Here is a 26,174-nt window from a genome sequence, read left to right as displayed (position 1 = left end):
CCTCTCGTGCAGCACCGGGAGGACAGGAGCAGTCATGAAGATCGCAGTCGCCGGCGGTACCGGGGTGGCCGGACGTTTCGTGGTGGAGGCCGTACGGGCCCGCGGACACGAGCCCGTGGTGCTGTCACGCGGACAGGGCGTCGACCTGGTGAGCGGGTCGGGGCTGGAAGCGGCGCTGACCGGGGCCGACGCGGTGATCGACGTCAGCAACGTGACCACGAACCGCAAGTCGGTCGCCGTCGGCTTCTTCGAGAAGGCGGGACGGAACCTCATCGGTGCGGCCGAACGCGCCGGGGTCCGGCACCTCGTGACGCCGTCGATCGTGGGGGTCGACCGGGTCGGGCACCCGTACTACACGGGCAAGCTGCGGCAGGAGGAGATCATCCGGGGCGGGCCGGTGCCATGGACCATCATGCGGGCGACGCAGTTCTACGAGTTCGTCGGTCAGGCGCTGAGCGGTGTCCCCGGACCGATCGCGCTGGTGCCGACGGCGCCGGTCCAGCCCATCGCCGTACGGGAAGTGGCCGAAGCCCTCGTCGACCTCGCCCTCGAAGCGCCGAAGGGGATGGCCCCCGAGCTCGCGGGCCCGCAGGTCGAGTCCCTGGTCGACCTGGCCCGGCGCCTCATCGCCGCGGGCGGCGCGCGCCGCCGTCCGGTCGTGCCCCTGTACTTCCCTGGCGGGATGCGCAGCGGCGGCCTGCTGCCGACCGGCCCCGGCCCCCGCGGCACCCAGACGTTCGCCGAGTGGCTCAAGGCGCAGAGCGCGGCGAAGGCCTCATGAGCGGCCCCGGCTTCGGCCGGGACCGCGAGCGGTGGTCAGGCGGATAGTCACATGAGACGAGTCAGGGCTCCCGGGAAAATTCCTGGGAGCCCTGATCTGCATCTACGAAGTCGGGGTGGCGGGATTTGAACCCACGGCCTCTTCGTCCCGAACGAAGCGCGCTACCAAGCTGCGCCACACCCCGGTGTCGCGTCGTGGCCTCGGGCCCGGCGCGACGAGGATTACTCTAGCGGACCTCCCGCTGGAGACGAAATCCGGTTTTCCGCGGCGGCTCAGGCGCCCGGTGTCAGGGTGAGCAGGGTGGCCTCGGGCGGGCAGGCGAAGCGGACCGGGGTGTAGCGGTTGGTGCCGCAGCCCGCGGAGACGTGCAGGTAGGAGCGGCGACCGGCGGCCTCGTGGGTGGACAGGCCCTTGACCCGGTCCGCGTCGATGTCGCAGTTGGTGACGAGGGCGCCGTAGAAGGGGATGCACAGCTGGCCGCCGTGGGTGTGCCCGGCGAGGATCAGCGGGTAGCGGTCGGCGGTGAAGGCGTCGAGCACGCGCAGGTACGGGGCGTGGACGACCGCGAGCGAGAGGTCGGCGTCCGTGTCGGGACCGCCGGCGATGGCGGCGTAGCGGTCGCGCCGGATGTGGGGGTCGTCGAGGCCCGCGAAGGCGATCTCGATGCCGTCGTCGAGCTTGAGGCGGCCGCGGGTGTTGTTGACCCCGACCCAGCCGGCCACGTCGAAGGCGTCGCGGATCTCCTCCCACGGGTTGCGGATGACGCCGATGGCGGGGTTGTTCTGGCCGTTGAGACCGTGCGTGCCCCGGAGGCGCTCGGCGAGGTAGCGGGCGGGGTTGCGCGGGGTGGGGCCGTAGTAGTCGTTGGAGCCGAAGACGTAGGCGCCGGGGAGGTCGAGCAGCGGCCCGAGGGCGTCCATCAGCTCGGGGACGCCCTGGGGGTCGGAGAGGTTGTCGCCGGTGTTCACGACGAAGTCGGGGCGGAGCCCGGCCAGCGACTGCAGCCAGCGGCGCTTCTTGTTCTGGCCGCGGACCATGTGGATGTCGGAGACCTGCAGGACGCGGATCGGCCGCATCCCGGCCGGCAGCACCGGGACCGCCACCCTGCGCAGCCGGAACGACCGTGCCTCGATCCCGGCCGCGTAGGCCACGCAGGCCGCACCGGCAGCTGTGATGCCCAGGGGTACTCCGTATCGCGCGCGCATGCCCTCCATGGTGGCAGACGGCACGTCAGGGATAAATCCGCGGCCCTCCCGGTGGCGACCTGGCAGACTCGACGCCATGACCACCACGCTCAAGAAGCGTCTGCACGACGACCTCACGGCTGCCATCAAGGGGCGGGACGAGCTGACCTCGTCCACCCTCCGTCTGACCCTCACCGCGATCACCAAGGAGGAGGTCGCGGGCAAGGAGGCGCGCGAGCTCTCCGACGACGAGGTGCTGAAGGTGATCGCCCGCGAGGCGAAGAAGCGCCGGGAGGCCGCCGACGCCTTCGAGCAGGGCGGCCGCAAGGAGGCCGCGGAGCGTGAGCTGGCCGAGCGCGAGGTGCTGGACGCCTACCTGCCCAAGCAGCTGGACGACGCGGAGCTGGCCGGCATCGTCGCCGCGGCGATCGAGGAGTCGGGCGCCGAGGGGCCGAAGGCGATCGGCGCGGTCATGAAGATCGTGAACCCGAAGGTCGCCGGCCTGGCCGAGGGCGGCCGGGTCGCCGCCGAGGTGCGCAAGCAGCTCGCGGGCGGCTGACGGGGCCGACGGGCCCCGACGCCACGGAGGGCGGCGTGGCCCGCCGGGCGCCCTCCACCGGAACGCCGAAGGGGCGCCGGGACCGATCGGTCCCGGCGCCCCTTCGGCGTCACGTCGTCTCCCGCGGGGATCAGCCCGGCCCGGTGCCGCCCGTCTCGGGGGTGCCGGTCCCGGGACCCGTGGTGCTGTTGTTCCCGCCGCCGCGGCCGTTGCCACCGCCGGTGGTGAAGCCGTTGGCCCCGTCGCCGCCGAGGGTGTCGCCGCCGAAGATCCCGCCGAGCAGGCCGTCGTCGCCACCGTTGCCGTTGCCGCCGTTGTCACCGCGGCCGTGGTGGTCGTCATCGTCGTTGCGCGGCTTCTCGGGATCCTTGATGGCGACCGTCGGCAGGCCGGGCGAGACGGTGCCGGCCAGGGCGCCGGACATCGCGTCCTTCCAGATCGGACCCGGGGTGTCGGCGCCGTATACCTCGGCGTGGTAGTGGCCGCCGATGGTGATGTTGGTCATCCTGCGCTTGTGGGCCGGGTCGCCGACCCAGACGGCACCCGCCATGTCCGAGGTGTAGCCCACGAACCAGGCGGCGTACCGGAAGTCCGTCGTACCCGTCTTGCCCGCGCTGTCGCGGTCGCTGAGCCCGGCCTGCTGACCGGTGCCGTCCTCGACCACGCCCTTGAGCAGGGTGCTGATCGTGGAGGCGGTCTGCTCGGACATGGCCCGCTCGCACTCGGTCTTGGGCACCGGCAGCTTCTTGCCGTTCGCGTCGCTAATCGACTCGATGGCGACCGGGGTGCAGTACTCGCCCTTGTTGGCGAAGGCCGCGTAGGCGGCGGCCATCTTCAGCGGCGACATCTCGTTGACGCCGAGGGTGAAGGAGGCACCGAGGCCGAACTTCGTCCCGCCGGCGCGCTTGGTGATGCCGAGGGAGTTGACCATCCGCGTCACGTCGCACAGGCCGGCGTCGGCCTCCAGGGAGACGAAGTAGGTGTTGATCGACTTCGCCAGCGCCTCCCTCATTCCGTACGGGCCGACCTCGTCCTTCCTCTCGTTGGGCACCTTGTCCTTGCTCGTGTAGCGCTTGCCGTCGCAGTCGGTCACGTCCGGGTACGGCATCTCGTTCGGCGAGGGGTAGGACTGGGCCGTCGACATGCCCTTCTCCAGGGCGGCCGCGGCGGTGAAGGGCTTGAACGTCGAACCCGGCTGGTAGCCCGCGCCGCCGCCCATGTTCCGGTCGACGGAGTAGTTGATCTGGGTCTGGTTCTTCTTGAAGCCGTACGGGCGGGACTGGCCCATCCCGACGATCCTGCCCGTGCCCGGCTGGACCAGGGTCACGGCGGTGGCGACGTCGTCGCTCTTGTACACGTGCTGGCTGATCGAGTCTTGGACCGCCCGCTGCGCCTTCGGGTCGAGGGTGGTGCGGACGGTGAGGCCGCCCTGGTCCCAGCGCTTGGCGCGCTCGGCCTTGGTCTTGCCGAAGGCCTTGTCGCTGAGGAAGACCTGGCGCACGTAGTCGCAGAAGAACCCGGCGCCGTTGACGGCGGTGATGCAGCCGTTCTTGGGCTCGCGGATCTTGAGGCCGAGCGGCTTCTTCTTCGCGGCGTCGGCCTGGGCCTGCGTGACGTCCTTCAGGTCGGCCATGCGCTGCAGCACCACGTCGCGGCGCTTCTTGGCCTCCTCCGGGTCGTTCACGGGGTCGTACCGGCTCGGCGACTGGACGAGGCCGGCCAGCAGCGCGGACTCGGTGAGCGACAGGTCCTTGGCGGACTTGCTGAAGTAACGCCGGGAGGCGGCCTCGACCCCGTAGGCCTGCTCGCCGAAGAAGGTGATGTTGAGGTAGTTCTCGAGGATCTTCTGCTTCCCCAGCTCCTGCTCGAGCTGGATGGCGTACTTCATCTCTTTGATCTTGCGACCGATGGTCTGCTGGGTGGCCTGCTGGACCTTGGTGGGGTCGTCGCCGGCCTCCTCGATGAAGACGTTCTTCACGTACTGCTGCGTCAGGGTGGAAGCGCCCTCGGAGACACCGCCCTCCTGGGCGTTCTTGTTGAGCGCGCGCAGGATGCCCTTGACGTCGATCGCGCCGTGCTCGTAGAAGCGGGCGTCCTCGATGGCGACGATGGCCTGCTGCATCGACTTGCTGATCTTGTCGAGCCCCACGACCGTGCGGTCGCGCGAGTAGACGTTCGCGATCAGGTCGCCCTTGACGTCCAGGATCCGGGTGCTCTGCGAGAGCGGCGGGCGCTTCAGCTCGCCCGGCAGGGAGTCGAAGCCGGCCGCGGTGCCCTTGGCGCTCAGTCCGAGCGCCCCCGCCGCGGGGAGGGCGATGCCGGCCAGCACCACGCCGGCCAGGACGCTGACACCCAGGAACTTGGCGGCCTGCTGAGCGGTACTGGTGCCGCCGCTGCTGGTGGGGCGCGATCGCTTGTGACCCATGGGGTGCAGCTTACGTTGCCATTCTTAAGACGTGGGCATGCTTGTTCGCCTACTCTGTAACAGACAGGCGCGAACACTGCGCACACGTCTGTCTTCCATCCTCACTCTTGTGGGTGATGAGAACTGCCCGAATTCCTGTCATATGCCAGCCATATGACCTGGATCTCAGGCCCCAGAAGTGGCGAGCTGACCGTTTTGCGGCAATTCGCCCGTTCTGCCGTCGGCTCACTCCGTCGGGTGATCTGCCGCGTACCCATAGTCCGTTCGGGCCATTCAAGATTGGGCCTGAAAGGGCTGTTGCGCCGTGCCCACCTTCCGTAACGTCCTCAACTGGCAACGGTGAATATGCCGCTTGCCGCCGTGGGGGAGCCTCGATTCGGGAGAGGACGGCGCCAGCATGAGCAGCTGGGTTACGGACTGGAGTACGCAGGCCGCGTGCCGCACGACGGATCCGGATGAACTTTTCGTCCAGGGAGCGGCCCAGAACAGGGCCAAGGCGGTGTGCACCGGCTGCCCGGTGCGTACCGAGTGCCTGGCCGACGCTCTGGACAACCGTGTGGAGTTCGGCGTCTGGGGCGGGATGACCGAGCGGGAGCGCAGGGCGCTGCTGCGCCGGCGTCCCACGGTCACCTCGTGGCGCAGGCTCCTGGAGACGGCGCGCACGGAGTACGAGCGCAGCACGGGTGTGCTCCCGCTCGACGACGAGGGCTACGACGGGGACTACGACGACTACGCCGCCGTCGGCTGACCCTGCGCGAGACGTTCGCCGATCGCGCGCAGGCCCTCGAGGTCGTGCACGTCGCCGGGCAGGGCCGCGACGTCCACCATGGGCACGTCCGGGTGCACCGAGACGAAACGCTCACGGGTACGCCGCTCGCGCGCGACCAGCTGCATCCGTTCGGCGTGCAGGCGCAGCAGGCCGGCGGTGAGGCGGTCGGTGTCCAGCGGGTCCGTGGGCCGGCCCGCGGCGGGGTCCTGTGCGGGCACGGAAACGGTCGGGGAGCCGGTGGGCGATTCGGGAGAGCTGGTGTCCGCACTGTCCGTACTGGGGGTCCCTTCGCCGCCGTCGGCCGTACGGAGTCCAGCTTTCCCGCCGGGCTGATCCACAATGCCGACGCTTTGAAGATTTTCTGCGGATTCGTCAAACTCCCCGGTCAGCCGGGGAGTTGACGGATATCCGGCGACAGGGGCGGCGTCGGAGGCGTCAGTCGCGTCAGCGGCATCCAGGTCGTCCAGGTCGTCCAGTGCCTCCGCCGCCGCCAGCGCCCGCTCCGCCGTGAGCTGCGCCGCCCCGCTGCCGTGCACACGGTTCAGCACCAGCCCGGCGAGCGGCATGTTCTCCGCCGCCAGCCGCTCCACGAAGTACGAGGCCTCGCGCAGCGCGTCCCGCTCCGGCGCGGCCACCACCAGGAACGCCGTCCCGTTCGCCTGGAGCAGCTTGTACGTGGCGTCCGCCCGGGAGCGGAAGCCGCCGAACATCGAGTCCATCGCCGCCACGAAGGTCTGCACGTCGCGCAGCAGGTGCGCGCCCATGACCTTGCTGAGCGTGCCGGTCATCATCGACATCCCGACGTTGAGGAACTTCACGCCGGCCCGCCCGCCGACCTTCGCGGGGGCCATCAGCAGCCGGATGAAACGCCCGTCCAGGAAGGACCCCAGCCGCTTGGGGGCGTCCAGGAAGTCCAGCGCCGACCGGCTCGGCGGGGTGTCGACGATGATCAGGTCCCACGCGTCGAGCGCGCGCAGCTGGCCCAGCTTCTCCATGGCCATGTACTCCTGCGTGCCCGCGAAGCCCGCGGAGAGCGACTGGTAGAAGGGGTTGTCCAGGATCGCCCGGGCCCGCTCCTGGTCCGTGTGCTGGAGCACGACCTCGTCGAAGGTCCGCTTCATGTCGAGCATCATCGCGTGCAGCTCACCGCCCGCGGACTCGTCGATCCCGGCCACCTTGCGCGGGGTGTTGTCGAGTTCCGTGAGGCCCATGGACTGCGCCAGCCGACGCGCCGGGTCGATGGTCAGCACGACGGCCTTGCGGCCGCGCTCGGCGGCACGGACGCCCAGCGCCGCGGCCGTGGTGGTCTTGCCGACCCCGCCCGAGCCGCAGCAGACGACGATCCGGGTCCTCGGATCGTCGATCAGCGGGTCGATGTCCAATACCGGACTCTCCAGGCTCATGCGACCCCCAGCCCCTGCTTCCGCAGATTTTCAGCCAATCTGTACAACCCGCCGAGATCGACCCCGTCGCCCATCAGTTCCAGCTCGTACGCGGGCAGCCCCAGCGCGGCCAGTTCCTCGCGCTGGGCCCGCTCCAGGGCCACGCGCTCCGCGTGCTCGTGCGCCTGCGCCAGCAGCGGGTCGACGAGCCGCTCCGCGAGGCCGCCGCGCCGCGCGCCGCCCAGCCCGGCCTGGGAGAGCGCCTTGGCGATCGCCGTGCGCTGCCCGTCGCGCGCCGAGGCCACGGCCGCGCCGTCCATCACCACCGGGCGCACCATGTTGATGACCACGGCCCCGGTCGGCAGCCCCGCCTCGCGCAGCTCGGCCACGCCGTCCACGGTCTCCTGGACCGGCATCTCCTCCAGGAGGGTGACCAGGTGCACCGCGGTCTCCGGGGACTTCATCACCCGCATCACGGCCTGCGCCTGATTGTGTATCGGGCCGAACCGGGCCAGCCCGGCGACCTCGTCGTTGACGTTGAGGAAGCGCGTGATCCGCCCGGTCGGCGGCGCGTCCAGCACCACCGCGTCGTACGACCGCCAGCCCGCCCGGTCCTTGCGGCGCACGGCCTCGCAGACCTTGCCGGTCAGCAGGACGTCGCGCAGTCCCGGCGCCACGGTGGTGGCGAAGTCGATCGCGCCCAGCTTCTTCAGGGCCCGCCCGGCCCGGCCGAGCTTGTAGAACATGTCGAGGTAGTCCAGCAGCGCCTGTTCGGCGTCGATGGCCAGGGCGTACACCTCGCCGCCGCCCGGGGCCACGGCGATCTTGCGCTCCTCGTAGGGGAGGGCCTCGGTCTCGAAGAGCTGCGCGATGCCCTGCCGCCCCTCCACCTCCGTCAGCAGTGTCCGTCGACCCTCGGCGGCGAGGGCGAGTGCCAGCGCAGCGGCGACCGTCGTCTTGCCGGTACCGCCCTTGCCCGTCACGATGTGGAGCCTCACACCTGCGAGCCTAACCAGTCGAGGGCGGGGCTACTCGGGGGCGGGGCTGTGCCAGGCATTACAGTCCCCTCATGACGAAGTGGGAATACGCGACCGTGCCGCTGCTGGTGCACGCGACGAAGCAGATCCTGGACACCTGGGGCGAGGACGGCTGGGAGCTCGTCCAGGTCGTGCCGGGCCCGAACAACCCCGAGCAGCTGGTGGCGTACTTCAAACGCGAGAAGAACGCGTGAGCGCGGTCGAGCAGCGGCTGGCGGAACTGGGGCTCGAGCTCCCCGCGGTGGCCGCCCCGCTCGCCGCGTACGTCCCGGCCGTCCGGTCCGGCGCGTACGTCTACACCGCGGGCCAGCTGCCGCTCGTCGAGGGCAAGCTGACCTGCACCGGCAAGGTCGGCGCCGAGGTCACCGCGGACGAGGCCAAGCAACTCGCCCGCACCTGCGCGCTCAACGCCCTGGCCGCGGTCCGCTCCGTCGTGGGTGACCTCGACCGCGTCAAGCGCGTCGTGAAGGTCGTCGGCTTCGTCGCCTCCGCCCCCGACTTCACCGGGCAGCCGGCCGTCGTCAACGGCGCGAGCGAGCTGCTGGGCGAGGTCCTCGGCGAGAAGGGCGTGCACGCCCGCAGCGCCGTCGGCGTGGCCGTCCTGCCGCTCGACGCGCCGGTCGAGGTCGAGATCCAGGTCGAGGTCGAGGACTGACGTCCCGCACCCCTCCGGCGGAGCCGTGTCCCGGCCACCGGAGGGGTACCCCGGGCCCGCCCGGCCCGGGCCCTATCGAACATCCCCGCGCAAGCGCATAGCATCCGCCACATGACCACCACGAACGGCCAGTGGTTCCCGGCGAGCTGGCCCGAGCGCATCCGCGCCCTCACCGCGGGCACCCTGGAGCCCGTCGTGCCGCGCCGTGCGGCGACCGTCCTGCTGCTGCGGGACGGCGACGGCGGCCCCGCCGTGCACCTGCTGCGGCGCCGGGCCTCGATGGCCTTCGCCGCGGGCGCGTACGCCTATCCCGGCGGCGGTGTGGACCCGCGCGACGAGCGCCCGGTGGCCTGGGCGGGACCCCCGCCGCCGACCTGGGCCGCCCGGCTGGGCGAGGGCCTGGACCCCGCCGCCGCGCAGGCGATCGTGTGCGCGGCCGTGCGCGAGACCTTCGAGGAGTCCGGCGTGCTGCTGGCCGGGCCCGACGAGCGGTCCGTCGTCGCGGACACCACCGGCGAGGACTGGGAGGCCGACCGGCGCGCCCTGGTCTCGCGGGAGCTGTCCTTCGCCGACTTCCTGGCCCGCCGTTCCCTGGTGCTCCGCTCCGACCTGCTCGGCCCGTGGGCCCGCTGGATCACCCCGGAGTTCGAGGAGCGCCGGTACGACACGTGGTTCTTCGTGACCGCGCTCCCGCCCGGCCAGCGCACCCGCGACGTGTCGGGCGAGGCGGACCGCACGGTGTGGCTGCGGCCCGCCGAGGCCGTGGACGGCTACGACCGCGGCGAGATGACCATGCTGCCGCCGACGATCGCGACGCTGCGGGAGCTGCTGCCGTACGACTCGGCGTCAGCGGCCCTGGCGGGCGCCGCGGACGGGCGCGACCTCACCCCGGTGCTGGCGCGGGCCGCGCTGGTGGGCGAGGAGATCGTGCTGACCTGGCCCGGCCACGAGGAATTCACCAAGCGCATGGGAGCCGCCGAATGACCTCGGCCCTTCAGCCCGGCAAGCCCCGCGCGGAGGTCGGGGGCCGGGCGACCGCCCGCGCGGTGTGCGTGCTCGCGCCGAACCCCTCGCCCATGACGCTGGACGGCACGAACACCTGGCTCGTCTCCGAGCCGGACTCCGAGCTCGCCGTCGTCATCGACCCGGGGCCGCTCGACGAGGGCCACCTGAACAACGTGGTCTCCACCGCGCACTCCCTCGGCAAGCGGATCGCCCTCACCCTGCTCACCCACGGCCACCCCGACCACGCCGAGGGCGCGGGCCGCTTCGCCGAGCTGACGGGGACGGCGGTGCGCGCCCTGGACCCGGCACTGCGCCTGGGCGAGGAGGGCCTGTCCGCGGGCGACGTCGTCACCACCGGCGGCCTGGAACTGCGCGTCGTGCCCACCCCCGGGCACACCGCGGACTCGCTCTCCTTCCACCTGCCCGCCGACCGGGCCGTGCTCACCGGCGACACCGTCCTCGGGCGTGGCACCACGGTCGTCGCCCACCCCGACGGGCGGCTGGGTGACTACCTGGACTCCCTGCGCCGGCTGCAGGCGCTCACGATGCACGACGGCGTCGCCACCGTCCTGCCCGGCCACGGCCCGGTCCTCGCCGACGCCCGGGGCGCGGTCGAGTTCTACCTCGCCCACCGCGCCCACCGCCTCGCCCAGGTCGAGACGGCCGTCGAGCGGGGCCTCGCGACCCCCTCCGAGGTCGTCGCCCACGTCTACGCGGACGTCGACCGCGCCCTGTGGCCGGCCGCCGAGCTGTCGGTGCGGGCGCAGCTGGACTACCTGCTGGAGCACGGGCTGATCTGACGTGCGGTGTGCCCGCCCGGCGCCCCCGCGCCCCGCGGACGCTGACGGAGACGCAAGAAGGGGCGCCCACCTCCGGGTGGGCGCCCCTTCGTCCGCGTATGGGCGTCAGCGCGAGCGCTTCGCCAGCCGCTCGACGTCCAGCAGGATGACCGCCCGCGCCTCCAGGCGCAGCCAGCCGCGGCCCGCGAAGTCGGCGAGGGCCTTGTTGACGGTCTCGCGGGAGGCGCCCACCAGCTGCGCGAGTTCCTCCTGCGTGAGGTCGTGGACGACGTGGATGCCCTCCTCGGACTGCACGCCGAAGCGGCGCGACAGGTCCAGCAGCGCCTTGGCGACGCGGCCGGGGACGTCGGAGAAGACCAGGTCGGACATGACGTCGTTGGTGCGGCGCAGGCGCCGGGCGACGGCGCGCAGCAGCGCGGTGGAGACCTCGGGGCGGGCGTTGAGCCACGGCTGCAGGTCGCCGTGGCCGAGGCCGAGCAGCTTGACCTCGGTCAGCGCGGTGGCGGTGGCGGTGCGCGGGCCGGGGTCGAAGAGCGACAGCTCACCGATCAGCTCGCCGGGGCCGACGACGGCGAGCATGTTCTCGCGGCCGTCGGGCGAGGTGCGGTGCAGCTTCACCTTGCCCTCGGTGACGACGTACAGCCGGTCCCCGGGTTCCCCCTCGTGGAACAGCGAGTCGCCACGCGCGAGCGTGACCTCCGTCATGGAGGCGCGCAGTTCAGCGGCCTGCTCATCGTCGAGCGCCGCGAAAAGCGGTGCGCGCCGCAGAACGTCGTCCACGAGCTCTCTCCTTGTCGACATCGCTGGGTCGGTCCCCATCATGCCCGACAGCAAAACAGTGCGATCAATCACAAGTCTGTCTTATGTGCTCGTGTGATTGTGCTCCGGGGGTCCGTTTGGGGGCCGGATCGCGGCTCTCCAGGGCGATTGTCGGTGGTGAGGCTTAGGCTGGCCGGGTGTCCGATACGCCAAGTGCGCAGAAGAAACGGCAGGATGGCGGGGCCAGGAGGGTGACCGCCGCCGCGGATTCCGCTGTGAGCGAACAGCCCGCCCGGGCGACCCCCGGCGGCCGCGCGCGGGCGTCCGGCAAGCCCGAGTCGCGGCTCGCGATGGTCCGCAGGGCCCGGCGGATCAACCGCGAGCTCGCCGAGGTGTACCCGTACGCCCACCCCGAGCTCGACTTCGAGAACCCCTTCCAGTTGCTCGTCGCCACGGTGCTCTCGGCCCAGACGACCGACCTGAGGGTCAACCAGACCACCCCCGCGCTCTTCGCGAAGTACCCGACGCCGGAGGACCTGGCGGCCGCCGACCCGGAGGAGCTGGAGCAGATCCTCCGTCCCACCGGCTTCTTCCGCGCCAAGGCGCGGGCGCTGCTCGGCCTGTCGGCGGCGCTCCGTGACACCTTCGGCGGCGAGGTGCCCGGCCGGCTGGAGGACCTGGTCACGCTGCCCGGCGTGGGCCGCAAGACGGCCAACGTGGTGCTCGGCAACGCCTTCGGCGTCCCCGGCCTCACCGTGGACACCCACTTCCAGCGGCTGGTCCACCGTTTCGGCTGGACCGGGGCGAAGGAGCCGGAGAAGATCGAGCAGGACATCATGGCGATCTTCCCGAAGAGCGAGTGGACGATGCTCTCGCACCGTCTGATCTTCCACGGCCGCCGGATGTGCCACGCCCGCCGCCCCGCTTGCGGCGTCTGCCCGATCGCGCCGCTGTGCCCGTCGTACGGCGAGGGCGAGACGGATCCGGAGAAGGCGAAGAAGCTGCTGAAGTACGAGATGGGCGGTGGCCCGGGGCAGCGGCTCAAGCCGCCGCCGGGATTCCCGGGCACGGCGGCGCCGCCGCTGGAGGTGGAGTGACGCAGGCACGACCCGACATCGAGGACGTCACGGTCGACCGCGAGGGGCTGCCGTCCTGGCTCGGCCCGGTGGTCCGCGCGGTCGACGGCGTACGGCCCGAGCAGCTCAGCCGCTTCCTGCCGCCGCCGAGCGGCGGCCGTCCCTCCGCCGTCCTCATCCTCCTCGGCGCGGGGGCCGAGGGGCCCGAGCTGCTCCTGATGGAGCGGGCGGCCTCCCTGCGCTCGCACGCGGGGCAGCCCTCCTTCCCTGGCGGCGCGCTCGACCCGGAGGACGGCGACCCGGAGGGCGAGGGGCCGCTGCGGGCCGCGCTGCGCGAGGCCTGGGAGGAGACCGGCCTCGACCCGTCGGGGGTGCAGGTCTTCGGGGTGCTCCCGCGGCTCTACATCCCGGTGAGCGACTTCGTCGTGACGCCGGTCCTCGGCTGGTGGCGTACGCCGTCGCCGGTGGGAGCGGTTGACCTGGCCGAGACCGCACGGGTGTTCACCGTCCCCGTGGCGGATCTCACCGATCCCGCCAACCGGGCCATGGTGACGCATCCCAGCGGCTTCCAGGGGCCCGCGTTCCTGGTGCGGGAGGCCGTGGTGTGGGGTTTCACGGCGGGTCTGATCGACCGGATCCTCCACCACGCGGGCTGGGAACGACCGTGGGATCGTGCGAAGACGGTCCCGCTGGGTTGATCCTCCATGAGACGGTGTCCAGGTGAATGTGCTGGACATCGTGCTGCTGCTGGCCGCCGTGTGGTTCGCGATCGTGGGCTACCGCCAGGGATTCATCGTCGGCGTGATGTCGGTGGTCGGGTTCCTCGGTGGTGGTCTCGTCGCGGTCTACGTGCTGCCCGCGATCTGGAACGCGGTCACCGACAACGCGCAGCCCGGCACGGTGGCGGTCGTGGCCGCGGTGGTCCTGATCATCGTGTGCGCGTCGGTGGGCCAGGCCTTCACCACGCACCTCGGCAACAAGGTCCGTACGCACGTCAGCTGGTCCCCGGCGCGGGCGATCGACGCCATCGGCGGCGCCCTGGTGAACGTCCTGGCGATGCTGCTGGTCGCCTGGCTCATCGGCTCCGCGCTCGCCACCACGACCACGCTGCCCAGCCTCGGCCGTGAGGTCCGCTCCTCCCGGGTGCTGCTGGGGGTGGCGCAGGTCGTGCCGCGCGAGGCCAACAACTGGTTCGCCGACTTCAGTTCGGTGCTCGCGCAGAACGGACTGCCGCAGGTCTTCTCGCCGTTCGGCAACGAGCCGATCACCGCCGTCCCCGCCCCCGACCCGGCGCTCGCCGACAGCGCGGTCGTCGGCCGCGCGCGGCGCAGCATCGTCAAGGTCGTCGGCACCGCACCGAGCTGCGGCAAGGTGCTGGAGGGCACCGGCTTCGTCTTCGCGCCCCACCGGGTGATGACCAACGCCCACGTCGTCGGCGGCGTCGACAACCCGACCGTGCAGATCGGCGGCGAGGGCCGGGTGCACGACGGCAAGGTCGTGCTCTACGACTGGCAGCGCGACATCGCCGTCATCGACGTACCGTCCCTGGACGCGCCCGCGTTGTCCTTCAGCACCACCGACGCTGGGTCACGCGACGACGCCATCGTCGCCGGCTTCCCGGAGAACGGCGGCTTCGACGTGCGTGCCGCCCGGGTACGCGGCCGCATCCCCGCCTCGGGCCCGGACATCTACCACCGGGGCACCGTCGAGCGCGACGTCTACTCGCTGTACACGCTCGTCCGCCAGGGCAACTCCGGCGGACCGCTGCTCACCCCCGAGGGGCGGGTCTACGGCGTGGTGTTCGCCAAGTCCCTCGACGACGCGGACACCGGCTACGCCCTGACGGCGGACGAGGTCCAGCCGGACGTCCAGGCCGGGCGTACGGCGAACCGGCAGGTCGACACCCAGGGCTGTGCCCTGTAGGGCCTCCGGGGGAGCGGGCCGGTCGGCGAGGGGCCGGGCGGTCAGTCGCTGCGGGTATGCCTCAGCCGGGCGCCCACCCAGCGGGCGCGGCGCCTGAGGATGTGGGGAATGCCGAGGCGGGAGCCTCCGGACCGATGGTCCGGGGCCTGCGTCCCGGTGGTGACCCGCGCTCCATTGGCGCGGCGGTCGCGTGACACGTCACGGTAGTCGTGCGTCCAGCCCATACCGAGCTGTCTGCCCGGGGTCCATGGTCGGTAACCGCCTGGCGCTCCATCAGTTGGCCTATGCGCCCGGCATTTGGCCGATCGTCATACTGGATTAACGGTCCGGTTCCGGGTCCTTGAGCCAGTTGACCAGTTCGGCCGAGAAAACCGCCGGATCCTCCTCGTGGGGGAAGTGCCCCAGCCCTTCGAAGAGCCGCCAGCGGTACGGCGCCTCCACGTACTCCCCGCTGCCCGCGGCGTGCCGGGACCGCATCGCCGGGTCGAGCGAGCCGTGCAGGTGCAGCGTGGGCACCCGCACCGGACGCTTCATGCGGCGGTTGAACTGGAAGCCGTCCACCCGGGCCAGCGAGCGCACCATCCAGCGGTACGGCTCGATCGAGCAGTGCGCCGTCGACGGGATGAGCATCGCCCGGCGGTAGGCGTCGACCGTCCCGTCCTCCGGCAGCCGGGGCCCCGACCAGTCCCGCAACAGCCGTCCCACCAGCGCCGCGTCGTCCGCGACCAGCTGCCGCTCCGGGACGAACGGGCGCTGGAACCCCCACACGTAGCCGCCGGCCGCGCTGTGCCGCAGGTCCGTCAGCATCGCCGAGCGCCAGCGCCGCGGGTGCGGCATGGAGCACACCGCGAGCCGCCGGACGAGCTTGGGCCGCATCGCGGCCGCCGTCCAGGCCAGGTAACCGCCGAGGTCGTGCCCGACCAGCGCGGCGTCCGGCTCGCCGAGCGAGCGGATCACGCCGGTGACGTCGAGCGCCAGGTTCGCGGGGTCGTAGCCGCGCGGTGTGCGGTCGCTGCCGCCCACCCCGCGCAGGTCCATCGCGACCGCGCGGAAACCCGCGTCGGCCAGGGCGGTCAGCTGGTGCCGCCAGGTCCACCAGAACTGCGGGAAACCGTGCAGCAGGAGCACCAGGGGGCCGTCGCCGAGCTCGGCGATGTGGAAGCGGGCACCGTTCGCGGCGACGTCCCGGTGGGTCCAGGGCCCGTCGATGCGCACCACCGGGGAACTATCAGCGACCGTCATGCCCCGAGCGTGTCACACCTTGGCCTCCACCGTGGCCTCCGTCGTGCCGGAGGGGGCGCTCCGGGGGTGCGGCTTGACGCCCTGCAGCACCGCCGCGGTCTCCTTCGCCGAGGCGATGCTGCGCTCCGGCTTCTTGATCTTCTTGAACTTCGAGCGCGCCATCAGGCCCAGCAGACCGGCCAGCACCAGGTACGCCGCGCCGACGATGAGGAACGACCAGGCGAGGCCGAGCCCCAGGTTGTGGATGCCGTACGCCGCCGCGAAGCTGAGCACCGGCAGCGAGAAGAGGGCCAGGATGCCGGCGGCGCCCACCGCGCCGCCGCCGATGCCGGCGCGCTTCACGTCCAGCCGCAGTTCGGCCTTGGCGAGGGCGATCTCCTCGTGGACCAGTTCGGACAGGTCCGCCGTCGCCGAGGCGAAGAGATGGCCGAGGCTGCGGCTTCCGTTCGGGCTCACGGTCACCCCCACGTTCACGGGCTCGTCCGCTGGGCTCATCGGGTCCTCCGTCGTCGTCATGGTGCGTCAGTCGTCATACGGGGCATTCGGGTTACCCCCTGATCATGCCCGACTCATCCTCGCCGGTGTCCCCGGAGCGCGCCACTTCCGCGAGCCTGCGGTGCTCGGCCGCCTTCGCCTCGTGGATCGCGGCCATGCGCAGGTGGAACTCGGGGTCCGCCCACTCGTAGACGTCCGGCACGCCGTCCCGGTCCTCGTCGCGCTCCTCGTGCTCACAGATGCGGCGGTACTTGTCGTTGCGGAGCTTGAGCAGCACCGCGGCGAGCACCGCCGAGGTGAACGAGCCGATCAGGACGGCCGCCTTGACCTCCTCGGTCAGCACCTGGTCGCCCTCGAAGGCCAGCTCGCCGATGAGCAGGGAGACCGTGAAGCCGATCCCGGCGAGCGTGGCGACGGCCAGGACGTCGGCCCACGCCAGGTCGGGGTTGAGCTCCGCGCGGGTGAAGCGCGCCGCCAGCCATGTGCCGCCGAACACCCCGACCGCCTTGCCGACGACCAGTCCCAGCACCACGCCCAGCGTCTCGGGGCGGCCGAACACCTCCGCGAGCGTGCCGCCGGCGATCGGCACCCCGGCGGAGAAGAGCGCGAAGAGCGGCACCGCGATCCCGGCCGAGAGCGGCCGTACGAGGTGCTCGATCCGCTCTCCGGGGGACTGCTCCTCGCCCTCGCGCCGGTGGCAGCGCAGCATCAGGCCCATCGCGACGCCCGCGATCGTGGCGTGCACCCCGCTGGCGTGCATCAGCGCCCAGTTGACGAGGGCGAGCGGCACGTACACGTACCAGCCGTGCACCTCGCAGCGCAGCAGCACCCGGAACAGCACGAGCCCGGCGAGGGCCAGGGCCAGCGCGACGAGGTTGATGCCCGAGGTGAAGAAGACCGCGATGATCAGGATCGCGAACAGGTCGTCCACGACCGCCAGCGTCAGCAGGAACGCGCGCAGTGCGGACGGCAGCGCGGTGCCGAGCACCGCCAGCACCGCCAGGGCGAACGCGATGTCGGTCGCCATCGGCACCGCCCAGCCCTGCAGGGAGCCGCCACCCGTGGCGTTGACCACCGCGTACACGACGGCGGGCACGGCCATGCCGCAGATCGCGGCGACGACGGGGAGCGCCGCCGCCGACGGACGGCGCAGCTCGCCCGCGACCAGTTCCCGCTTGAGTTCGATGCCGGCGACGAAGAAGAAGACCGTCAGCAGCCCGTCCGCGGCCCAGTGCCCCACCGACAGGTCCAGGTGCAGCGCCCCGGGCCCGAAGCTGAAGGCGACGGTGGACCGGTACGAGGCGCTCAGCGGGGTGTTCGCCCAGACCAGCGCGACGACGGCGGCCAGCAGCAGGATCACGCCGCCCACGGTCTCCGTCCGCAGCGCGTCGGCGACGTACTTCCGTTCGGGGAGTGACATCCGGCCCAGGAAGACCGAACGGCGGCGGTTGGTCGCGGTCACGGGGGGTGGACCTCCGGTCGGGCTCGGCATGGCTGATCACCTTGCCGACCAGACTTCCCGGCACGCCCCGATCCACTGTCGCGTTCCCTACGCGCCCGGCAGCTTATCGGGTCGGCGCCGGAGCCTCCGGCGTTCTTCACATTACGGACAATCGCCTGGCGTCGCAGGGCCCCCGACCCCCCGGGGAACGGCGAAGAGGCCCCCGCAGGGGCCTCTTCGGTGCGGTGACGGGGACCCGTCAGTCCTCGCTCGCGGCGCTCGGGAGTTTCGTCTGGATGAGGTCCATGACCGTGGAGTCCGTCAGGGTGGTGACGTCCCCCAGCTCCCGGTTCTCGGCGACGTCGCGCAGCAGACGCCGCATGATCTTGCCGGAGCGGGTCTTCGGCAGCTCTGCCACCGTCAGGATCCGCTTCGGCTTGGCGATCGGGCCGAGCGTCTTGGCGACGTGGTCGCGAAGCCCGGCGATCAGCTCGTCGCCGTCCTCGGCCGCTGCGCTGCCGCGCAGGATCACGAAGGCGACGATGGCCTGGCCGGTGGTGGCGTCGGCGGCGCCGACCACGGCCGCCTCGGCGACCTTCGGGTGCGAGACGAGGGCCGACTCGACCTCGGTGGTGGAGATGTTGTGGCCCGAGACGAGCATGACGTCGTCCACCCGGCCGAGGAGCCAGATGTCGCCGTCCTCGTCCTTCTTGGCGCCGTCGCCCGCGAAGTAGCGGCCCTCGAAGCGGGACCAGTAGGTGTCGAGGTAGCGCTGGTCGTCGCCCCAGATGGTGCGGAGCATCGACGGCCACGGCTCGGTGAGGACGAGGTAGCCGCCGGAGCCGTTGGGCACCTCGTTGGCCTCGTCGTCCACGACGGTGGCGGAGATGCCGGGCAGCGCACGCTGCGCGGAGCCCGGCTTGGTCTCCGTCACGCCGGGCAGCGGGGAGATCATCATGGCGCCGGTCTCGGTCTGCCACCAGGTGTCCACGATCGGGCAGCGGCCGCCGCCGATGTGCTCGCGGTACCAGATCCACGCCTCGGGGTTGATCGGCTCGCCGACGCTGCCCAGGACGCGCAGCGAGGACAGGTCGAACTTGGCGGGGATGTCGTCGCCCCACTTCATGAACGTGCGGATCGCCGTGGGGGCGGTGTAGAGGATGGTGACCCCGTACTTCTGGACGATCTCCCAGAAGCGGCCCTGGTGCGGGGTGTCCGGGGTGCCCTCGTACAGCACCTGGGTGGCGCCGTTGGCCAGCGGGCCGTAGACGATGTACGAGTGGCCGGTGACCCAGCCGACGTCGGCGGTGCACCAGTAGACGTCGGTCTCCGGCTTCAGGTCGAAGACCGCGTGGTGGGTGTAGGCGGCCTGCGTCAGGTAGCCGCCCGAGGTGTGCAGGATGCCCTTGGGCTTACCGGTGGTGCCGGAGGTGTAGAGGATGAAGAGCGGGTGCTCGGCCTCGAAGGCCTCCGGGGTGTGCTCCGCGGACTGCCGCTCGACGATCTCGTGCCACCACACGTCGCGGCCCTCGGTCCAGGCCACCTCCTGGCCGGTGCGGCGCACGACGAGCACCTTCCCCACGCCGGCGGAGCGGGCGACCGCGTCGTCCACGGCGGGCTTCAGCGCGGACGGCTTGCCGCGGCGGTAGCCGCCGTCGGCGGTGATGACCAGCTTGGCGTCGGCGTCGGCGATGCGGGCGGCGAGCGCGTCGGCCGAGAAGCCGCCGAAGACCACCGAGTGCGCGGCGCCGACGCGGGCGCAGGCCAGCATCGCCACGACGGTCTCGGGGATCATGGGCATGTAGATCGCGACCCGGTCGCCGGCCGTCACGCCCAGCTCGGTCAGGGCGTTCGCGGCGCGGCTCACCTCGTCCTTGAGCTCGGCGTAGGTGATGGCCCGGCCGTCACCGGGCTCGCCCTCGAAATGGAGCGCCACCCGGTCGCCGTTGCCGGCCTCGACGTGCCGGTCGACGCAGTTGTAGGCGACGTTCAGGGTGCCGTCGGCGAACCACTTCGCGAACGGCGGGTTGGACCAGTCCAGGGTCTCGGTCGGCTCCTTCGCCCAGGTCAGCCGGCGGGCCTGTGTGGCCCAGAAGCCCAGTCGGTCGTCACCGGCCTGCTGGTAGGCCTCCGCGGTCACATTGGCACCGGCCGCCAGCTCAGCGGGCGGAGCGAACCGGCGCTCCTCCTTCAAAAGGTTGGCCAGGCTCTCGTTGCTCACGCCGTGCTCCTTCGCAGGGTGTCCTTTTGTGTCCCAGGCCATAGCTCACCAGCCGGAGGGGCGGGATGACAAGGGTTCGCGTCAAAAATTGGTTTAGACCTGTCATGGTGGAGCACCCGCACACGGGTCCGGCCCGCCGGCAGGTGCGCGGCGGGCCGGGACGGGCGGGCCGCCCGGTGCGGGCAGCCCGCTCAGACGGTGTCGAGCACCTCCGGCCGTACGGCGGCGAACGTGCCGGTCCCGGCGTCGAGGACGTAGGCCTGGGCCTCGGCGACGTGGAAGTACATGCCGTGCAGCTGGAGCGATCCCTCGGCCACCCTGCGGGCGACGCAGGCATGCGCCATCAGGTGGTCCAGCTGCTGCACGACGTTGACGAGGCAGAGCCGCTCGAGGTCGTCGGCCACCGGGCGGTCGGTGAGGGCGACCTCGCCGCGTCCGGGCCGGCCGGTCCGCTCCATCCGGGCGAGGCTCGGTCGGCCGTGCCGGAGCCAGCGGGCCAGCGGGGTCTGCGCCCCCGGCTCGTGGCCCGCCCCGCCCAGCAGCGCCTGCATGGCGCCGCACCCGGAGTGCCCGCACACGGTGATGCTGCCGACCTCCAGCACCTCCACCGCGTACTCGATGGCGGCGCCCACCGAGTCGCAGGAGGCGTCGGCGCCGGGCGGCGGCATCAGGTTGCCCACGTTGCGCACGGTGAACAGGTCACCGGGCCCGCTCGAGGTGATCATGCTGGTGACCAGGCGGGAGTCGGCGCAGGTGAGGAAGAGCTGGGTGGGCCGCTGCCCCTCGCGGGCGAGGCGCGCCAGCTCGTCCCTGACCAGCGGCGCCGTGTTGCGCTGGAAGGCGCTGAGCCCGCCCACCAGCTGCCCGGCGGCACCCGCCTCGGCATCCGGTTTGGTGCAGTGGTGGTTGCGCCACGGCGTCCAGGGGCGGCAGGCGTGCGCGCTCGACGGGACCGTGATCGGGGTGCCCGACCGGCCCGTGAGGGTCGCCCAGCCGCCACGCGCCCGGTGACCCTCGCACCAGTGCTGCAGCGACTCGTACGCCGCGTGGTCCATGAAGGAGCCGTCCAGGGTGATCACGGCGCTGGCGCCGTCCGGCACCTCCGCCAGCGCCCGGGTCAGCCGGGGCACCGCGAGGAAGGTCAACTGCCCGCGTACGTGGACCTGGTGGACGCCGGACTCCTCCGCCACCGTGATCCGGGTGTGCGTCAGCCGGCGCAGCGACAGGAAGACGGCCACGGCGATGCCGGTCAGGACCCCCTCCAGCACGCCGAGCAGCAGCACCGCGCCGAGCGTCGCCGCGTAGACCGGGAACTCCCGGTGCCGCTGCACGTGCTTGATGTGCGCGAAGCTCAGCATCTTCAGCCCGACCACCATGACCAGGGCGGCGAGGGCTGCGAGCGGGATGTGCTCCAGCAGCCCGGCCAGCAGGCCGGCGCACAGCAGCACCCACACCCCGTGCAGCGCCGTGGCCCGGCGCGTCCGCGCGCCCGCGGCCACGTTCGCCGAGCCGCGGATGGCGCCGCCGGCCACGGGCAGCCCGCCGACCAGGCCCGAGACGACGTTGGACGCGCCCTGCCCGAGCAGCTCCCGGTTGAGGCGGGCCGGGACGGTGTCCCCGGGCGCCCCGCGCCCGGAGCGCAGCTTGTCGATCGCCACCGCCGACAGCAGCGACTCCATGCTCGCGACCAGGGTGACGGTCAGGACGGCGGCGGCGATGCCGAGCACCGGCCCGTGCGGCAGCCCGGGGAGGGCCACCGTGTGCCAGGCGGGCAGGTCGACCCGCGGCACCACGATGGGCACGCCGACGGCGGTCGCCGCCGCGATGGCGGCGAGCGGTGCGGGGACCGTGCGCAGCGCCTTGCCGGCCCGCCCGGGCAGGCGCGGCCAGCCGACCAGCACGGTCACCGTCACCGCCGCGATCAGCAGCGCCCCCGGATGCGGGGACGACAACTGCTGCGGCAGGGCGGCCAGGTTGCTGAGCGCCGAGCTGTCCGGGCGTGCGCCGAGCACGACATGGAGCTGGGCGAGGGCGATGGCGGCGCCGATGCCCGCCAGCATGCCGTGCACGATCGCCGGGCTGACGGCGAGTGCCGCCCGGGCCACCCGCAGGGCGCCCAGGGCGAGTTGGGCGAGCCCGGCCAGCACCGTGATGGCGCACGTGGTGCGCCAGCCGTAGCGCTGGACGAGCTCGGCGGTGACCACCACCAGGCTGGTGGCGGCCCCGCTGACCTGGAGCGGCGCACCGCCCATCAGTCCGGCGACGATGCCGCCGACCGCGGCGGCGATCAGCCCCGACTGCAGGGGGGCGCCGGTCGCCAGGGCGATGCCCAGCGACAGCGGGACGGCGATCAGGAAGACGGTGATCGAGGCCGACAGATCGTGCCGCCAGGCGGCGGTCCCGTCGTCGGCGCGGGGCGGTGGCGGCGGCAGGTCCTGCGGCGGGACCTGCGACTGCTGCATCTGTGGTTCTGGCGTGGGCTGCATGTTCCCGTCTCCTCCGGGGCGGCGCGGCTGCGTCCGGCTGGTGCGCGTACGCGGTCGTGGTCACGGCTGGTGCGGCGGGTGCTCTCGACCTCGAAAGTCACAGAATGTGATTGCTTGATTACTCTCAAGAGTCGGTAAATGGAGAGTAATGCAGACAAAGGGTCCGTGGAGGAGGATTCGCCCGAACGGGCGAACGATTACCCGGTGAGGGTGAACCGTTCGCCCAGGACGAAGCCCGGATCGACCTGGGAGGCGAGGTCCGCGCCGGTCCGCGCGTTGCCCCAGCTCTCCGCGTTCTTGAGGTGGAAGTGGACCATCTGGCGGGTGTAGCGCTCCCAGTCCCGCCGCTCGTACGTGGCGTCCGCGGCGTCGTGCATCGACCGCAGCGCGGCGCGGTTGGACTCCTCCAGTGCCGCGAAGCGCGGCGGGCGGCCCTTCTCCATGGCGCGGACCCAGTCCGAGTGCCGGACGGTGACCAGCAGGTCGTCTCCCACCTGCGAGCGCAGGAAGTCCACGTCGTCCGGGCCCTGCACCTTGTTGCCGACGACGTGCAGGGCGACCCCGAAGTCCCGGGCGTACTCCTTGTACTGGCGGTAGACCGCCACGCCCTTCCGGGTGGGCTCGGCGACCAGGAAGGTCATATCGAAGCGGGTGAACATGCCGGAGGCGAAGGAGTCGCTGCCTGCCGTCATGTCGACGACGACGTACTCGCCGCGACCGTCGACCAGATGGTTGAGGAACAGCTCCACGGCCCCGACCTTCGAGTGGTAGCAGGCCACCCCCAGGTCGGACTCGGCGAAGGGGCCGGTGACCATCAGCCGCGCCTCGCCGCCGTCGAGGGCGACGGGCCGGGCGCAGGCGGCGTAGACCGGGTTGTCCTCGCCGATCCGCAGCAGGCGGGAGCCCTCGCCGGGCGGTGTGGTCTTGATCATCGTCTCCGCGGACGCGATCCGCGGGTTGGCGCCGCGCAGGTACTCCTTGATCTCCGGGAGGTGGGCGCCCATCGCCGGGAGGGCGGCGGCCTCCTCCTCGTCGAGGCCGAGCGCCGGCCCGAGGTGCTGGTTGATGTCGGCGTCGACGGCGACGACGGGGACGCGGGCGGCGGCCAGGTGGCGGATGAAGAGGGAGGACAGCGTGGTCTTGCCGCTGCCGCCCTTTCCGACGAAAGCGATCTTCATGTTCGTTAAGCGTAGTGACGGGGCACGTGTGCTGCGGCTTCCGCGGCCGGAGTTCACCCGTCGGTGGAGATCCGGGTCCCGTCCGGCCCCTCCGTCCGGCACGGCGCGGGGGTGCCGGTCCGCGTGACGATGCCCACTCGCCCACCGGGGCGACGCCGGGGGTGCGTAGGGTCGTGGCTATGGGTACGACAGCTGATCCGCTCGCCGTCCTCGGTTCGCTCCCTGGTGTCGCGGAGTCGGTGGACTCCGTACGGAAGGCCGTGGACCAGGTCTACGGCCACCGGGTGATGCGCCGCCGCTCCGACGAGGTGTCCTCGGAGGCGGCGCTGCGCGGCGCCCGCGGTTCCGCGGCGCTCGCCGGTGCCGACTGGGCGCTGGAAGAGGTGCGCAGGCGCAGCGACTTCTCCTCCGACGACGAGTCGCGCGCGGTGGGCGCCGCGCTGCGGCTCACCGCCGAGTCCGGCCAGTTGCTCTCCGTCTGGCGGCAGTCGCCGCTGCAGGCGCTGGCAAGGCTGCACCTGGTGGCGGCCGGTGGCACCTCACCGGACGAGACGGTCGGCCGGCCGCGGCAGACCGGCGAGAAGGTCGAGGAGCCGCTCCTGGACGTCGCCGAGTTCCCGCTGCCCGAACCCGCGGAGGTCGTCGCGCGGCTCGACGGACTCGCCGACCTCCTGCTGTCCGGCAGCGAGGCGCCGGCGCTGGTCGTCGCCGCGGTCGTGCACGGCGAGCTGCTGTGCCTGCGGCCGTTCGGCTCGTACAACGGCATCGTGGCGAGGGCCGCGCAGCGCGTCGTCCTCGTCGGGAGCGGTCTGGACCCCAAGTCCATCTGCCCGGCCGAGGTCGGGCACGCCGAACTCGGGCGCGCGGAGTACCTGAAGGCGCTGCGGGGCTACGTCTCCGGCACGCCCGAGGGCATGGCGGCCTGGATCTCGCACTGCGGGAAGGCCGTGGGCCTGGGCGTACGGGAGAGCGTGGCGGTCTGCGAGGCCCTGCAGCGCGGCGCCGCGTAGGGACCCCCGGGGCGCGGGCCACGAGGTCCACGCGCACGAGGTCCACGCGCACGAGGTCCACGCGCACGAGGTCACGCGCACAAGGTTGCGGCGGCACCGCGTGGGTGCCGCCGCTGGCATGACCGTCGAGTTACCAGGCGTGCACGATGTTTGCCCATCAGGTCGGGAGCTTTGCCCGTCACCTGGTGCGGCCGGCCCGGTCAGCGGGTCTGCGTCGCGTGGGTTCCCAGCTGTCATGCTCGGTCCGTGGGGCCTGATTCGACGGGGTTCCTCGCGGAAGTCCGTGGTCACGCGGGCCGTACAACCTTTCTACTGCACCTTCGGGAGAACTGGAACCCCTCGCCGCAGTTCTTTGCATACGGGGTCTGATCAGCAGGATCTCCCCGAAGGGCGCGCACGGGTGCGTATCAGGACAGTGCGGGCCTGCGCCGGCGGGCCGCGTACCAGACGAGTCCCGCCGTGGCGGCGGCCGCACCGACCGCGGCCAGTGCGAGGACGGGCCCCGAGGGCATCGTCAGCGCGGGCACGCGCTGGTGCAGCCGGACCGGACGGCTGAAGGTGAGCACCGGCCATTCGCGTGACGCCGCCTCCCGGCGCAGCCCGCGGTCGGGGTTGACCGCGTACGGGTGGCCGACCGATTCGAGCATCGGGACGTCGGTCACCGAGTCGCTGTAGGCGAAGGAGCGCTTGAGGTCGTAGCCCTCGACGGCGGCGAGCTCGGTGATGGCCCGCGCCTTGGCCGGCCCGTAGACGTAGTGCTCGATCCGGCCGGTGTAGCAGCCGTCCTTGACCGCCATCCGGGTGGCGATGACGTGGTCGGCGCCGAGCATCTCGCCGATGGGCTCCACGACCTCGGCGCCCGAGGCGCTGACGATGACGACGTCGCGGCCGGCCAGGTGGTGCTCCTCGATGAGGGAGGCGGCCTCGTCGTAGATGATCGGGTCGATCAGGTCGTGGAGGGTCTCGGCCACGATCTCCCGCACCTGCTGCACATTCCAGCCACGGCACATGTCGGAGAGGTACTTTCGCATCCCCTCCATCTGGTCGTGGTCGGCGCCGCCGAGCAGATACACGAACTGGGCGTACGCGGTCCGCAGCACGGCGCGGCGGTTGATGAGGCCGCCTTGGTAGAACGGCCTGCTGAACGCCAAGGTGCTCGACTTGGCGATCACCGTCTTGTCGAGATCGAAGAACGCGGCGGTGCGCGCCGGCAGGTGGTTTTCCACGAGGATGAGCATAGGGACCCACCATTCGGCGTAAGCTCCTGCGCGTGGGTTTGCCTGAGAAGGCCTTCGGGTACACCATGGAAGTCACGGATCGTTCGCGACCGTGCTAACCCGGTCTGGCTCCTCCCCCCCCGAGTCGGACCGTGGGGACGACCCCCGCTCTCCCCCCCGGCGGGGGTCGTCGCATGTCCGGGGGCATATTCAGGCCATGAGTCCGGACGCGCCCGGCATGTGATCGGCCCCCCGCGGCTTCCGCGGGGGGCCGGTCTTTTTCTTCGCTTGGTTACGTTGAGTGACGGATCACATTCGTTGTGCTGCTCAGGGGAAGCCACTCGCGCGGGTGGTGGAGATATCCACAACGGCCTGGTTATCCACGGATTACCACCAAGATCATCAAGTTTCGGCGACTCGCGAGACTCTGGCGGCAAATGCCGCGCCGGAGATGTGTGCGGTGCATGTGCCCGATACCGACGGGACGGGCCGGAGCGAGCGAGGGGGACGCCGAGGTGGCCGAATCATT

Annotated in this window: 24 protein-coding genes and 1 tRNA gene; 11 read left to right on the top strand and 14 right to left on the bottom strand. The window is 71.9% G+C overall.

Translation table 11 applies throughout. The features are described 5' to 3' along the window. The first annotated feature begins 34 nt into the window (after positions 1–34). On the top strand, positions 35–781 hold the full coding sequence (locus ACFYYN_RS34480; RefSeq protein WP_500548839.1) for an SDR family oxidoreductase: 747 nt from the start codon (positions 35–37) through the stop codon (positions 779–781). A gap of 110 nt (positions 782–891) precedes the next feature. On the opposite strand, the gene ACFYYN_RS34475 is transcribed toward ACFYYN_RS34480, so the two are convergent. Together ACFYYN_RS34475 and ACFYYN_RS34470 are read right to left on the bottom strand one after the other, a co-directional pair. Then, a tRNA-Pro gene (locus tag ACFYYN_RS34475) sits at positions 892–965 on the bottom strand. Between the two features lie 88 nt (positions 966–1,053). Next, positions 1,054–1,986 carry a metallophosphoesterase gene (locus ACFYYN_RS34470; RefSeq protein ID WP_500548838.1) on the bottom strand — a complete coding sequence of 311 codons (933 nt, stop codon included), beginning with the start codon at positions 1,984–1,986 and terminating at the stop codon, positions 1,054–1,056. A gap of 76 nt (positions 1,987–2,062) precedes the next feature. Between ACFYYN_RS34470 and ACFYYN_RS34465 the strand changes: the two genes are divergently transcribed. After that, positions 2,063–2,524: a GatB/YqeY domain-containing protein gene (locus ACFYYN_RS34465; protein WP_500332011.1), complete on the top strand. Its 462-nt coding sequence runs from the start codon at positions 2,063–2,065 to the stop codon at positions 2,522–2,524. A gap of 130 nt (positions 2,525–2,654) precedes the next feature. On the opposite strand, the gene ACFYYN_RS34460 is transcribed toward ACFYYN_RS34465, so the two are convergent. Beyond that, positions 2,655–4,949, bottom strand: coding sequence for a transglycosylase domain-containing protein (locus tag ACFYYN_RS34460; protein ID WP_500548837.1), 2,295 nt, complete (start codon positions 4,947–4,949; stop codon positions 2,655–2,657). A 397-nt stretch (positions 4,950–5,346) separates the two neighbouring features. Here ACFYYN_RS34460 and ACFYYN_RS34455 point away from each other — a divergent pair, with 397 nt between their 5' ends. After that, positions 5,347–5,697, top strand: a complete 351-nt coding sequence (locus ACFYYN_RS34455) for a WhiB family transcriptional regulator (protein ID WP_499604943.1) — start codon at positions 5,347–5,349, stop codon at positions 5,695–5,697. Here the strand turns inward: ACFYYN_RS34455 and bagB are convergent. Further along, positions 5,679–7,121, bottom strand: coding sequence for an ATPase BagB (bagB, locus tag ACFYYN_RS34450; protein ID WP_500548836.1), 1,443 nt, complete (start codon positions 7,119–7,121; stop codon positions 5,679–5,681). The genes ACFYYN_RS34455 and bagB overlap by 19 nt on opposite strands. Next, positions 7,118–8,098: a P-loop NTPase family protein gene (gene bagA / locus ACFYYN_RS34445; protein ID WP_499513051.1), complete on the bottom strand. Its 981-nt coding sequence runs from the start codon at positions 8,096–8,098 to the stop codon at positions 7,118–7,120. Before bagA ends, bagB begins: the two co-directional genes overlap by 4 nt. A 71-nt stretch (positions 8,099–8,169) precedes the next feature. On the opposite strand from bagA, the gene sp36 reads away from it, so the two are divergent. The 4 genes from sp36 to ACFYYN_RS34425 all read left to right on the top strand — a co-directional run bounded on the left by sp36 (position 8,170) and on the right by ACFYYN_RS34425 (position 10,597). Continuing rightward, entirely contained in the window at positions 8,170–8,331 is a 162-nt protein-coding gene (gene sp36, locus ACFYYN_RS34440; RefSeq protein WP_450400653.1) for a Sp36 family protein, read from the top strand. After that, positions 8,328–8,792 (top strand): RidA family protein, encoded by a 465-nt coding sequence (locus ACFYYN_RS34435; protein WP_500332008.1) that lies wholly within the window; start codon positions 8,328–8,330, stop codon positions 8,790–8,792. Before sp36 ends, ACFYYN_RS34435 begins: the two co-directional genes overlap by 4 nt. 111 nt (positions 8,793–8,903) lie before the next feature. Beyond that, positions 8,904–9,776, top strand: a complete 873-nt coding sequence (locus tag ACFYYN_RS34430) for an NUDIX hydrolase (RefSeq protein WP_500548835.1) — start codon at positions 8,904–8,906, stop codon at positions 9,774–9,776. Then, a complete protein-coding gene (locus tag ACFYYN_RS34425) occupies positions 9,773–10,597 on the top strand; it encodes an MBL fold metallo-hydrolase (RefSeq protein ID WP_500336471.1) in 825 nt (274 codons plus the stop codon). The genes ACFYYN_RS34430 and ACFYYN_RS34425 overlap by 4 nt, the downstream gene beginning before the upstream one ends. A gap of 105 nt (positions 10,598–10,702) precedes the next feature. On the opposite strand, the gene ACFYYN_RS34420 is transcribed toward ACFYYN_RS34425, so the two are convergent. Next, on the bottom strand, positions 10,703–11,377 hold the full coding sequence (locus ACFYYN_RS34420; RefSeq protein WP_431950174.1) for a Crp/Fnr family transcriptional regulator: 675 nt from the start codon (positions 11,375–11,377) through the stop codon (positions 10,703–10,705). 254 nt (positions 11,378–11,631) lie between these two features. Between ACFYYN_RS34420 and nth the strand changes: the two genes are divergently transcribed. Genes nth through ACFYYN_RS34405 form a run of 3 tightly spaced genes read left to right on the top strand, consistent with a single transcriptional unit; the run spans position 11,632 to position 14,355 of the window. Continuing rightward, entirely contained in the window at positions 11,632–12,453 is an 822-nt protein-coding gene (nth, locus tag ACFYYN_RS34415) for an endonuclease III (protein WP_500367727.1), read from the top strand. Next, positions 12,450–13,130, top strand: a complete 681-nt coding sequence (locus tag ACFYYN_RS34410; RefSeq protein ID WP_500548834.1) for an NUDIX hydrolase — start codon at positions 12,450–12,452, stop codon at positions 13,128–13,130. Before nth ends, ACFYYN_RS34410 begins: the two co-directional genes overlap by 4 nt. Before the next feature lie 22 nt (positions 13,131–13,152). Next, a complete protein-coding gene (locus ACFYYN_RS34405; protein ID WP_500332003.1) occupies positions 13,153–14,355 on the top strand; it encodes a MarP family serine protease in 1,203 nt (400 codons plus the stop codon). A 41-nt stretch (positions 14,356–14,396) separates the two neighbouring features. Here the strand turns inward: ACFYYN_RS34405 and ACFYYN_RS34400 are convergent, their stop codons facing one another. The 7 genes from ACFYYN_RS34400 to ACFYYN_RS34370 form a co-directional block, all read right to left on the bottom strand. Beyond that, positions 14,397–14,579 carry a hypothetical protein gene (locus ACFYYN_RS34400; protein WP_499513058.1) on the bottom strand — a complete coding sequence of 61 codons (183 nt, stop codon included), beginning with the start codon at positions 14,577–14,579 and terminating at the stop codon, positions 14,397–14,399. A gap of 94 nt (positions 14,580–14,673) precedes the next feature. Then, positions 14,674–15,597 carry an alpha/beta fold hydrolase gene (locus tag ACFYYN_RS34395; protein ID WP_499513059.1) on the bottom strand — a complete coding sequence of 308 codons (924 nt, stop codon included), beginning with the start codon at positions 15,595–15,597 and terminating at the stop codon, positions 14,674–14,676. 12 nt (positions 15,598–15,609) lie between these two features. Further along, positions 15,610–16,092: a phage holin family protein gene (locus ACFYYN_RS34390; protein WP_500332002.1), complete on the bottom strand. Its 483-nt coding sequence runs from the start codon at positions 16,090–16,092 to the stop codon at positions 15,610–15,612. A 52-nt stretch (positions 16,093–16,144) separates the two neighbouring features. After that, positions 16,145–17,584, bottom strand: coding sequence for a Na+/H+ antiporter NhaA (nhaA, locus tag ACFYYN_RS34385; protein WP_500548833.1), 1,440 nt, complete (start codon positions 17,582–17,584; stop codon positions 16,145–16,147). A gap of 208 nt (positions 17,585–17,792) precedes the next feature. Continuing rightward, positions 17,793–19,796 carry an acetate--CoA ligase gene (acs, locus tag ACFYYN_RS34380; protein ID WP_500548832.1) on the bottom strand — a complete coding sequence of 668 codons (2,004 nt, stop codon included), beginning with the start codon at positions 19,794–19,796 and terminating at the stop codon, positions 17,793–17,795. Positions 19,797–19,945: 149 nt separating this feature from the next. Beyond that, the gene (locus ACFYYN_RS34375) at positions 19,946–22,240 is read right to left on the bottom strand and encodes a SulP family inorganic anion transporter (RefSeq protein WP_500548831.1); all 2,295 of its coding nucleotides are present in this window, start codon (positions 22,238–22,240) and stop codon (positions 19,946–19,948) included. Between the two features lie 197 nt (positions 22,241–22,437). Next, the gene (locus ACFYYN_RS34370; RefSeq protein WP_500548830.1) at positions 22,438–23,418 is read right to left on the bottom strand and encodes an ATP-binding protein; all 981 of its coding nucleotides are present in this window, start codon (positions 23,416–23,418) and stop codon (positions 22,438–22,440) included. Between the two features lie 179 nt (positions 23,419–23,597). Between ACFYYN_RS34370 and ACFYYN_RS34365 the strand changes: the two genes are divergently transcribed. Continuing rightward, positions 23,598–24,428, top strand: a complete 831-nt coding sequence (locus tag ACFYYN_RS34365; protein ID WP_500548829.1) for a Fic family protein — start codon at positions 23,598–23,600, stop codon at positions 24,426–24,428. A 407-nt stretch (positions 24,429–24,835) separates the two neighbouring features. On the opposite strand, the gene ACFYYN_RS34360 is transcribed toward ACFYYN_RS34365, so the two are convergent. Next, on the bottom strand, positions 24,836–25,666 hold the full coding sequence (locus tag ACFYYN_RS34360; protein ID WP_500331996.1) for an HAD family hydrolase: 831 nt from the start codon (positions 25,664–25,666) through the stop codon (positions 24,836–24,838). Between the last annotated feature and the right edge of the window lie 508 nt (positions 25,667–26,174).

Origin of the sequence: Streptomyces sp. NPDC001902, assembly GCF_042891295.1 — a bacterium.
GTDB lineage: Bacteria > Actinomycetota > Actinomycetes > Streptomycetales > Streptomycetaceae > Actinacidiphila.
This window is presented reverse-complemented; position numbering and strand designations above follow the sequence as displayed.